The sequence below is a fragment of the Limosilactobacillus walteri genome (assembly GCF_014830205.1).
GTDB classification, from domain to species: domain Bacteria; phylum Bacillota; class Bacilli; order Lactobacillales; family Lactobacillaceae; genus Limosilactobacillus; species Limosilactobacillus walteri.
This window is the reverse complement of record NZ_QORN01000031.1, coordinates 20,697-31,150: the sequence shown is the minus strand read 5'-3', so window position 1 is coordinate 31,150 and position 10,454 is coordinate 20,697. Positions and strand designations below refer to the sequence as shown.

Genomic DNA, 10,454 nt, shown 5'->3' with positions numbered 1-10,454 from the left:
CCGGGTTGGTTTAGTATTACTCTTCTTTTCTAAATATTTTTCTTGACTAATCGTAGGAAAGGGGCTCTGACATAAGTCTCCTATATCGTTGAAAATGCTACAGCGCAGTACACAAAAGGACTCTAGCGTTCGGAAAATCCGAACACTAGAGTCCTCTTTATTTTGTTTGATTAGAATAATTGCTTAATTATCATAATTACCAGTAATTGGGTTCATTTCATGAATTTGATTTGTAGCGGGATCGTACTGATAAGTACCAGTAAGGTGTGCTACGTTTGGATCGCCACCTTGATTATTCCGTACTTCGATTTGGTAATTATTATTTTGATCATTTTTAGTGACATAATAATGATTACCAGCTTGTTGAACACCGCTTGTTTTAACAAAACTTGTTAAGGCCTGCTTGTCATTATTGGCAGTAGCACTTGATGATTGTGCTGATGTTACTTGATTGCCACTGGCTGAATTAGAAATTTGGCTGTTTGAGTGGTTAGTAGTGGTTGAACTAGCTAGGCTGCTTGTATTAGCTGTACTTGTTGCAGAACTTGAACTAGTTGTTGTAGATGAAGCACTTTGAACCTTAACAGCTTTTTGACTTGTTGAGGTCGGAGCAGCTTTTTTGTCTGCTTGTTTGGTAACCTTGGTAGTGGCCGTTGATGTCTTTGTTGATGGGGCCTCCGCACTATTAACGCATCCAGCTAAGCCTAGTGCAGTCAAAATTACTAACGAACTTGCTAAAACTTTACTTGTCATCTTCGTCATTTTAATGACCCCCTCATATTCTCTCTTAATTTACAAAATCTTATATACATATTATACCTCCTTTTGAAATCTTTTTGTAATATTTTTAACTTTTTTGTCACATTTAACTACTTGTGTTTAATAACGCGAAGATATTTTTCCATATGAAGGTATTTAAGTTAAAATTGATAATACTTAAGACGATAAGGAGCAGATAATGATGGGTAAGTACAACATGACAATTACAAAATTGCATCAGATGGTAAAAGAGGGGATAGTACCAGGGGTTAGTTATGTCATCTTTGACCACAGCGATACGATAAAGGAAATAACAGGATTAGCCGAAATATACCCTACTCCTAAAAAGTTACAAGACGGAATGCTATATGATCTTGCTTCACTAACAAAGGTAATTGGTACTGTTCCGGTAATTGCGATGTTAATTCAAGAAGGTAAGCTTGAACTTGATGATCCGGTTAATAAGTTTTTACCGGTATTTAAGGATGCTCGACCGACTGTGCGTAATTTATTAACTCATACTTCTGGAATAGCAGGTTATATTCCTCATCGTGATGAATTGAATGCTGCTGAATTAAAAAAGGCTTTTTTGACTCAGATGAAGGTGGGAGATAGTTTAAATCGCCAAATTAAATATGCCGATGTAAACTACCTCTATCTTGGTTGGATTATTGAAGCAATTTGCAAGAAACCTGTTCAGCAAGTAATTACCGAAAGGGTTCTTAAGCCCTTACAGCTGCCAAATGCGTCTTTTAATCCGGTACCACAAAATTGTGTGCCAACAGAAGTCCAAACTAACCGAGGGCTGATTAAGGGCAAAACGCATGATCCCAAAGGCTTTATCCTTAAAGAACATTGTGGATGTGCTGGCTTGTTTGCTTCCTTAGATGATCTGACTATTTTTAGTCATGCATTAATTGAAAATAATTTAAATGGCTTGTTATCTTCGCCAATGGTTGATGCAATGTTTAAAGACCAGACTCGTATCCCTGGACCACATACCCGTTCACTTGGCTGGAAGCTATTTCACGCAACTGGTGATGACCATCACCTTCTAATTAGTCATACTGGCTTTACTGGAACGTGGATGGTGCTGGACCGTCAAAATGATCAGGGATTTATTGTGTTAACGAATCGCGTTCATCCGACAGCCCATAATCAAGAATATTTAGATGCCCGAGACCATATTTTTGCTACTTACCTTCTGGAGAAAGAAAAAACTTTGTGAAATTTATATTCACGGTAATGAATAAGCGCTTTCTTAGAATATACATTTAGAGATAATGAAATGTATAAAAACTGTCAATTATTTATATTAATAACTTCTGACTTTATAATTCACTAAATGTTGATATTTAGGCATTTGACAACGGTTACACAAACAAATATTATGTAAGTGTACTCAAGTGATACTTCAAAAAGGAGTGATATTGTATGCAAAGTCCAATTCATGTTACATCAGAAATTGGAAAGCTTAAGACAGTTATGTTGCATCGGCCAGGTAGGGAAATAGAGAATGTTTATCCTGAAATTCTTCACCGGATGCTTGTGGATGATATTCCATACTTACCAATCGCTCAAGAAGAACATGACCTCTTTGCTCAAACCTTGCGGGATAATGGTACAGAGGTATTGTATCTTGAAAATCTCTTAACAGATGCATTGGCAGATGATAACATTAAGGACGAATTCCTTGAAAAGATTATTGCTGAATCAGGATTCGCTGCTGGTGCAATTCATGATGCATTAAAGGAATACTTGCTTAGTTTTAGCACCAAAGACATGGTTGACAAGATTATTGCTGGTGTGCGGAAAGACGAAATCAAGACTAAGTATGTATCTCTTGCGGAGTTAGCCGAAGATAAGGATTACCCATTCTACATGGATCCAATGCCAAACGCTTACTTTACTCGTGATCCGCAAGCATGTATCGGGGACGGTATTACGATTAATCATATGACGTTTAAGGCTCGTCAACGCGAATCATTGTTTACGGAATACATCATTAAGCATAATCCACGTTTCGCTGATAAAGGCGTTAATGTATGGCGTAACCGTTATCCAGAAGGTCGTATTGAAGGTGGGGACGAATTAGTTCTTAGCGACCATGTATTAGCAATCGGTATTTCTCAACGGACATCAGCTAAGGCAATTACTGAATTAGCAGAAAGTCTCTTTGAAAAGTCAGATTACGATACCGTTATTGCTATCCATATTCCACACAATCACGCAATGATGCACCTTGATACTGTATTTACCATGATTAATTATGACCAATTTACAGTTCACCCAGCAATCCTTCGTGATGGCGGTCATGTGGACGCATACATTATGCACCCTGCCGCTAATGGTGAAATCTCGATTACCCATGAAACAAATCTCAAGGAAATCCTCGAGAAGGCACTTGATAAATCTGAAATTGACTTAATTCCTACTGGTGACGGTGACCCAATTGTTGCCCCACGTGAACAGTGGAATGACGGTTCCAACACGTTAGCAATTGCTCCTGGTGAAGTTGTAACTTATGACCGGAACTATGTCTCAAATGATTTGCTGCGTAAACATGGTATTCTCGTTCACGAGGTTCGTTCAAGCGAATTATCACGGGGTCGTGGTGGTCCACGGTGCATGTCATGTCCAATTGTTCGTGAAGATCTCAAGAAATAACAAATTAACAAAAGCAGCAAATTTATCTGAGCGAATAGAAAGGGTATAATTTTGCTGCTTTTTCTTGTATCATTTTAGTGTAATTAATTTGATAAGAAGGGAACACGAATGGATCGAAAGGCAAGAAGAAAATTTATTGAGCAGGTCGTTAATGACCGCAAAATTGAAACACAGGACGAACTGCTTAAATTGTTATCAAATGCTGGATTTGAGACAACGCAAGCGACGATTTCTCGTGATATTCATGCATTAAATATTGTGAAAGCCAATGATGGCGATGGTCATACCCACTATGTTCAGTTGCATGTCACGCCAGAACATAGCTTTGAGCGGTTATACCAAGGCATTCATGATAATGTGCGAACAATTGAAACCGTCCAATTTATGAATGTTATTAAGACAGCACTTAATTCTAGCTATGCGACAATTTTAGCGGGGATGTTTGATGAGCTTGATATTCCTGAAGTTGTGGGAACTCTTGCCGGCAATGACACCTTAATTATCATTAGCAAAAACAATGATGATGCTAAAATGGTCTATGACTTAATCATTCAACACATGCATTCTTAAAACGCATAGGAGGAAATCTTTATGGAGGAACAAAAGAAAGGTATCGGTAAAGGCGAATTAATAGCGCTAATTGTTAGTTCCTGTATCGGTACTGGAATATTCGGTATTACTAGTGATGTAGCTGCTGCAGCGGCCCCTGGTCCTGCATTGTTGGCGTGGATTTTTGTGGGAATTGGCTTTTTGATGCTTGTTCTTTCGTTAAATAACTTGTCAGAAAAGCGCCCTGATCTTACTTCAGGAATCTTTTCGTACGCAGGGGCTGGATTTGGACCGCTTGGTGAATTTATCTCTGGTTGGTCTTATTGGCTCTCCGCATGGTTAGGGAACATTGCATTTGCTACGATGTTAATGAGTTCAATTGGAACCTTTTTCCCCACGTTCAAAGGGGGCCAAAACCTTCCATCGATTATCGTGGCGATTATTTTTTGCTGGTTGCTGACAATTCTTGTTAATAATGGGGTTGAAAGTGCATCATTCGTTAATATGATCGGTACTATCTGCAAGGTTTTACCATTAGTTATTTTCATTATCATGATGGTAGTTTGCTTTAAGGCCGGGATGTTTACTGCTGACTTCTGGGGTCGGGTTGCTGACAATGCATCTAAAGGAACGACGACTGGTTCTGTTTGGGAACAAATGAAAGGTACCCTAATGACATTGATTTGGGTATTCATCGGTGTCGAAGGTGCGTCTGTTATGGCTAGCCGTGCAAAATCATTAACAGCTGCGCGTGAAGCATCCCTTATTAGTTTTGGTATCTTAGTTGTTATTTATGTTTTAATTTCCATTTTACCTTACGGAGCATTAACCCGAGCTGAATTAGCCGGAATGGGACAGCCTGCAATTGGGCATGTTCTGCAAGCAACTGTTGGTAATTGGGGATCAGTTTTAATTAATGTTGGTTTGATTATTTCAACTATTGTTTCCTGGTTATCATGGACAATGCTACCAGCGGAAACCACCATGTTAGTTGCTGATGATAAGGCCATGCCAAAGATTTGGGGAAAGGTTAACGTTAAAAAGGCGCCAACTGCTTCCTTAATGATTACAGCGGTTCTTCAAACAATCTTCTTGTTCTCATTGCTTTTCACTGATAAAGCCTATGAATTTGCATATTCCTTATGTAGTGCAGCAATTTTATTTTCATACTTATTTGTTGGACTTTACCAAATGAAATACAGTTCTGCACATCAAGAATGGGGTCAATTCACGATTGGTTTGCTCTCAGCTGCATTTATGTTTGCCTGCATGTTTTTAGCAGGCTGGCAAGAAGTTTTGTTGGTATCGATTAGTTTTATTCCAGGATTCTACATTTACTACTTAGCATGTAAAGAAAATGAACGGAAAGTTACAACTGCTGAAAAATGGACAATGGCATTGATTTTAATCTTAAGTGTTGTTGCAATTTGGTTAGTTGCTAATGGAACTATTGCTATTGGCTAAGTAAATAATGTATAATTATTCCACATTTTAAGAATATTTATAAGTGAGGTGATTAAGGTGAAGGAAAAGAAATTGAATCTCTTCCTCTTAATCACCTTAATTGTTGGGACGATTATTGGTGGCGGGATTTTTAATAGCCCGACCGATTTGATTTTGAAAGCAAATCCACTAGCATCATTAATTGCGTGGTTGATTGGTGGATTCGGGATTTTGATGTTGGTATTGGTTTTCTATAAGCTTGCAATTATTAAGCCAGAGATGAATGGCGGGATTTATACCTATGCAAGAGAAGGATTTGGCAATTACGTAGGTTTTAATTCCTTTTGGGGTTATTGGATGGGAGCGGTTTTTGGCAATATTGCCTTTATCTCGCTCTTCTTCAAGACGTTGAATAGCATGCTAGGGACGCACCAACTCTCGCCATTGTGGTGTTTTATTGGTGGCTCAATTATATTGTGGGGATATACCGCTATTACATGGTTTGGTGTTCGCGAAGCAAGTATTTTGAACGCGGTTATTACAATTCTTAAGATCTTGCCACTAGTATTAGTGGTAATAGTAGGGATTTTTGCCTTTCAGCCACATATTTTTGATGTTCCAGATTGGTCAAGTATATTAGCAGTTAACCACCAGCAAGTATCATTGGGTGAACAAATAAGCGGTGCAATGAGTACAATTGTGTGGTGCTTTGTCGGCATTGAAGCAGCAGTTTCGATGTCGCGACGGGCCAAACAGGCAAAAGACGTTGGTAAAGCTACAGTTATTAGTTTTGTGATTGTTTTAGTTCTTTATATTTCAATTTCTATCTTGCCGATGGGGATTTTACCGGCCAAAGAACTAAGTCAAGCATCTGTACCGCTGGCTGCAGCACTTAATCATACAGCATTAGGTACTATCGGGAGTTTAATTATCAAAGTAGGGTTGCTAATTTCCCTACTAGGAGCATTGTTAAGCTGGTTTATGATTGGACCAGAGATTGCGTACGTAACAAGTTATGATAAGGATATGCCACGGCCGTTTAAACTTGTTAACAAACATAATGTTCCAGGATTTGCGTTAATTGTTTATACGTTAATTATGCAAATCTGCCTCTTGGTGCTGTTACTACCGCAACTACAAACCGCTTATACGATTGCCTATACCTTAGCTGCAACGATGACATTAGTTGCCTATTTGTTATCTGCCTTATATGGATTGAAGCTCGCCTTTAATGAAAAATTGGGGTTAGGATTTAAGGTTATTGCTTTTCTGGCATCCCTTTACGCAATATATATGTTAATTGCTTCTGGCCTTGAATATGTCTTTGCTAGTGCAATTATCTTCGCTCTTGGCATTCCGCTTTTTGCTAGTGCGCCAAATAAGATGACGAAGAAAGAAAAGGGATTGGCGGTTATCATTGCCCTTGCCGGCGTTGTTGCACTAATTTTGATTGTTAACGGGAAAATAAGTTTTTAAACAACAATGAGCGAGTTGTAGGCCAGAACGAGCTGGTTTAGTTCGTAGTCTCATCTCCGCACAACTGGCTAGGGTGGGCAAATGGTTAATTGCTTTTTAGTGTTTGAACTGCTATCCAGCTACTACGTGGTAACATTTTGTAGTTTAAAATAATAAAGGGGGCTGTGACATAAGTCTCCTATATAGTTGAAAATGCTACAGCGCAGTACACAAAGGGACTCTAGCGTTCGGAAAATCCGAACACTAGAGTCCTCTTTGTGCTTGCGGGGGTTCGAAAACGAACTAGCAAGCTAGTTCTGTCTCACTCCCCCTCGTTATATTCTTTTCAATTTATTAACAGGCAGATTCTTAAAGGGGGTCTGCTATTTTTGTTTATTCACCGATCATATTACTTTTCATATTATCCATCCGCCAGACAACGTAGGTTTCAATTAATGTAATCAAGCTTACTAATAGGATTGTAAAACGAGATGAGGTAAGAAAAAGCAAAATGATTAGAATCCATGACATCCAATTCCACCGGCGCTCAAGACGCATAACTTTTACAAATCTTGGCGGTATGTTGGCAGGTTTTTGGGTAGCTAATAGTTGTAACTGGGAAAAAAGACGGACTTCCCAGAAGCTTTCTAATAAAAAGATAATAGTAAATACGAATGTTATTGTTTGATCCAATATTTGTCACCTTAACTAAAATGTCGGCTCGATTTTAAGCGCTTTTTGGCTGCTGAGATCGGCACTAGGGTACTTATATTCAAGAGCGGCGAGAAGAATTTTTTTAGCAATTTCACCATTACGCGTTAAGATTGGTCCGTGGAAATATGAACAGTAAGTATTTTTATAGATTGCCCCTTCGGTTTGATCTTCACCATTATTACCGTTTCCAGAAATGACTTTTCCGAGGGGACGTTCTCCTTTTCCGATAAATGTTCGACCGTTATGGTTTTCAAAGCCATGATATTCTTGACCGCTATCTTCATTTTTTATTGTAATGTCCCCGATGAAGCGATGATTATCTTGGCTTAAAGTATAATGGTCAAGGATCCCTAGACCAGGAATCTTTTCACCATTAGCACCGATATAATAATGGCCGAGTAATTGATAGCCACCGCATATGGCTAAAAGCGGCTTGCCTTCATTGATAAACTTGTCAATCGCGTCATGTTTGTTGGGGAGGTCTTTTGAAACAACTAATTGTTCATAATCCTGTCCGCCACCAAAGAGTGCTAAGTCAAAATCATCAGGATTAAAGTCATCATCAATACTAATAACTTTGACATCAATATCAGCATCCATTTGTTTAGCATAATATTGTAAGGCAATGATATTACCAACATCGCTATAAGTATTTAAAAGATCACCATACAGATGAGCAAGGTGTAAATGATATGCTGTCATTAGTCCATTCCTCCTTTGATGTATCCCTTGTCTGCTAACTGCTTCCGTAGTTGTAGGACGGCAGTGTAGGTAGCAAGAATATATACATGCTCTGTTGGCATATCTTTGATTTTATCAATCACTTGGGTAAGGTCTGGTTCATGCCACATTTCCTTTATACCGGCCATGGTTAAGCGGGTGGTGATATCTTTATAGCGTTCTCCACCAGTCATATATTGTGGAATTTGGTGTTGGGTAAGTTTTTCAAAATCACCATCCCAAATCCAACTCGTATCAATCCCATCGGCATAATTAGCATTTAATAAGAAAGCAAAACTAAATGGTTTATCATCGGTTTCAATCATATCAAGAACTTGGTTAAGACCAACTGGATTTTTAACGAGAATGAGGGTTACTTGTTTCCCATCGACATTAATAACTTCTTGTCGGCCAAAGACCCGCTCATCGGATTCAAAAGCATCTTTGATTTGTTCTTGACTAACACCGAGAAAGCGGCCAAGCGAGTAAGCAGCTAGTGCATTATAAATATTGTATAGCCCCCCAATTCCGATAGTATATTTTTGACCATCGATCTCAAAAGTTGAATGCGTGGGCGTAAGCTTATCAATTTTAGTTACGGCATAGGTTAAGGCTGGGCGGTGGAATCCACAGTTAGGGCAGAAATAATTACCAAGACCAGCATAAGTCCGCATTCGATATTTTAAAATGTGTTGACATTTAGGACAAAGAAGACCGTCAGTGTTAGCTGGGGCATTAAATGGCTCTTTTTCTTCATGATTAAAACCATAGTAAATAACAGGGTTTGGTAAATCTTTGCTGTTAAATAGTTGTTCATCGCCATTTGCGATAATTGTGGCTTGTGGTGCTAACTTAACCCCCTTTAAGATTTTATCGTAAGTTGTGTAAATCTCGCCGTAGCGGTCCATTTGGTCACGAAAAATATTAGTAAACACAAAAGCAATTGGGGTAATGTATTGGCATACTTTTACTACATTTGCTTCATCGACTTCAAGAACAGCTAATCCTTTTTTCTTTGGGCGGGGCGCGGTGATAAAAGTGGTTACAATTCCTTGTTCCATGTTAGAACCAGTTGGGTTTGTAAGTACTTGATCGTATTTCTCGCGGAGGACGCGGACACTCAAAGCGGTAGTAAGTGTCTTTCCATTGGTCCCAGTTATAATTACAAGGTCGTATTTTTTGCTAAAGGCTTGCAGAATGTTGGGATCAAGCTTTAGTGTTAGTTTTCCTGGCAGAGAGCTTCCGCCATTCATAAATGTATGGAGAAACCAATAGCTTGACCGCCCGGCAAATTCGGCAAATGAACTTCGAACTGTCATGAATGAGTGCATTCCTTTCATGTTAATTGTAAATGCTACAATTTTGATGTTTAAATTTTACCGTTTAATTTTAAGCTTAACGGTGATAAAAAGAAAGTTATTAAGATGAAATTATTATAAGCTTTAAGTCTTTTGTTGTAAAAAAATAGTTTTCTTCCAACGTGGAACTATTTAAATGACACAAATTTTTGGATATAATGAAGAGTACTATGCAAACAAAAAGGAGCAATTGTAGTGGCACAACTATTCTTTAAATATGGCGCGATGAATTCCGGTAAGTCAATCGATATTTTAAAAGTTGCTCATAATTATGAAGAGCAAGGGAAACCTGTTGTATTGATGACGAGTGGTGTTGACAATCGATCTGGCCAGGGAGTGATTGCTAGTCGAATTGGTTTAGAAAGAAAAGTCAAACCAGTAATGGACGATACGAATATCTATGATTACGTCAATAAGATGGACCATAAAGTATATTGTGTATTGATTGATGAAGCCCAGTTCTTAAAGAAGGAGCATGTCTTACAATTAATCAAAATTGTTGATGAGCTAAATATTCCAGTAATGGCATTTGGCCTAAAGAATGATTTCCGCAATGAATTATTTGAAGGTTCCAAGTACTTGCTAATTTATGCTGATAAGATTGAGGAAATGAAAACAATTTGTTGGTTCTGCCCGCATAAAGCGACAATGAACTTGCGAATTCATAATGGCAAACCAGTATATGAGGGTGAACAGGTCCAAATTGGTGGCAACGAATCATATTACCCTGTATGCCGAAAGCACTATTTTCATCCCCAACTAAAACCACAACAGGAGGAACAATAGAAA

Annotated in this window: 10 protein-coding genes; 6 read left to right on the top strand and 4 right to left on the bottom strand. The window is 38.4% G+C overall.

Annotated elements, in window-relative coordinates:
• Positions 1–183 precede the first annotated feature (183 nt).
• A complete protein-coding gene (locus DTK66_RS08230; RefSeq protein WP_191668353.1) occupies positions 184–762 on the bottom strand; it encodes a hypothetical protein in 579 nt (192 codons plus the stop codon).
• A 199-nt stretch (positions 763–961) separates the two neighbouring features.
• On the opposite strand from DTK66_RS08230, the gene DTK66_RS08225 reads away from it, so the two are divergent.
• The 5 genes from DTK66_RS08225 (at position 962) to DTK66_RS08205 (ending at position 6,894) form a co-directional block, all read left to right on the top strand.
• Positions 962–1,987, top strand: coding sequence for a serine hydrolase domain-containing protein (locus DTK66_RS08225; protein ID WP_191668352.1), 1,026 nt, complete (start codon positions 962–964; stop codon positions 1,985–1,987).
• Positions 1,988–2,193: 206 nt separating this feature from the next.
• Positions 2,194–3,426, top strand: coding sequence for an arginine deiminase (gene arcA / locus DTK66_RS08220; protein ID WP_153930442.1), 1,233 nt, complete (start codon positions 2,194–2,196; stop codon positions 3,424–3,426).
• Between the two features lie 108 nt (positions 3,427–3,534).
• Positions 3,535–3,996: an arginine repressor gene (locus tag DTK66_RS08215; protein WP_153930441.1), complete on the top strand. Its 462-nt coding sequence runs from the start codon at positions 3,535–3,537 to the stop codon at positions 3,994–3,996.
• 21 nt (positions 3,997–4,017) lie between these two features.
• Positions 4,018–5,439, top strand: coding sequence for a basic amino acid/polyamine antiporter (locus DTK66_RS08210; RefSeq protein ID WP_191668351.1), 1,422 nt, complete (start codon positions 4,018–4,020; stop codon positions 5,437–5,439).
• Positions 5,440–5,487: 48 nt separating this feature from the next.
• Positions 5,488–6,894, top strand: coding sequence for an amino acid permease (locus DTK66_RS08205; RefSeq protein WP_191668350.1), 1,407 nt, complete (start codon positions 5,488–5,490; stop codon positions 6,892–6,894).
• Between the two features lie 372 nt (positions 6,895–7,266).
• Here DTK66_RS08205 and DTK66_RS08200 read toward each other — a convergent pair whose 3' ends face one another.
• From DTK66_RS08200 to DTK66_RS08190, 3 genes are read right to left on the bottom strand one after another with little or no spacing between them, the layout of a single operon-like run.
• Positions 7,267–7,566, bottom strand: a complete 300-nt coding sequence (locus DTK66_RS08200) for a hypothetical protein (protein WP_153930439.1) — start codon at positions 7,564–7,566, stop codon at positions 7,267–7,269.
• A 15-nt stretch (positions 7,567–7,581) separates the two neighbouring features.
• Positions 7,582–8,289 (bottom strand): type 1 glutamine amidotransferase, encoded by a 708-nt coding sequence (locus DTK66_RS08195; RefSeq protein WP_153930438.1) that lies wholly within the window; start codon positions 8,287–8,289, stop codon positions 7,582–7,584.
• The gene (locus DTK66_RS08190) at positions 8,289–9,626 is read right to left on the bottom strand and encodes a Mur ligase family protein (RefSeq protein ID WP_191668349.1); all 1,338 of its coding nucleotides are present in this window, start codon (positions 9,624–9,626) and stop codon (positions 8,289–8,291) included. Before DTK66_RS08190 ends, DTK66_RS08195 begins: the two co-directional genes overlap by 1 nt.
• 234 nt (positions 9,627–9,860) lie before the next feature.
• Here DTK66_RS08190 and DTK66_RS08185 point away from each other — a divergent pair, with 234 nt between their 5' ends.
• The gene (locus tag DTK66_RS08185; RefSeq protein ID WP_191668348.1) at positions 9,861–10,451 is read left to right on the top strand and encodes a thymidine kinase; all 591 of its coding nucleotides are present in this window, start codon (positions 9,861–9,863) and stop codon (positions 10,449–10,451) included.
• Positions 10,452–10,454: the final 3 nt, after the last annotated feature.

Excerpts from the sequence above, each read along its gene's own strand:
- DTK66_RS08195 (WP_153930438.1), bottom strand. The coding sequence starts at position 8,289 with ATGACAGCATATCATTTACACCTTGCTCATCTGTATGGTGATCTTTTA.
- DTK66_RS08210 (WP_191668351.1), top strand. The coding sequence starts at position 4,018 with ATGGAGGAACAAAAGAAAGGTATCGGTAAAGGCGAATTAATAGCGCTA.
- DTK66_RS08190 (WP_191668349.1), bottom strand. The coding sequence starts at position 9,626 with ATGACAGTTCGAAGTTCATTTGCCGAATTTGCCGGGCGGTCAAGCTAT.
- arcA (WP_153930442.1), top strand. The coding sequence starts at position 2,194 with ATGCAAAGTCCAATTCATGTTACATCAGAAATTGGAAAGCTTAAGACA.
- DTK66_RS08225 (WP_191668352.1), top strand. The coding sequence starts at position 962 with ATGGGTAAGTACAACATGACAATTACAAAATTGCATCAGATGGTAAAA.
- DTK66_RS08230 (WP_191668353.1), bottom strand. The coding sequence starts at position 762 with ATGACGAAGATGACAAGTAAAGTTTTAGCAAGTTCGTTAGTAATTTTG.
- DTK66_RS08215 (WP_153930441.1), top strand. The coding sequence starts at position 3,535 with ATGGATCGAAAGGCAAGAAGAAAATTTATTGAGCAGGTCGTTAATGAC.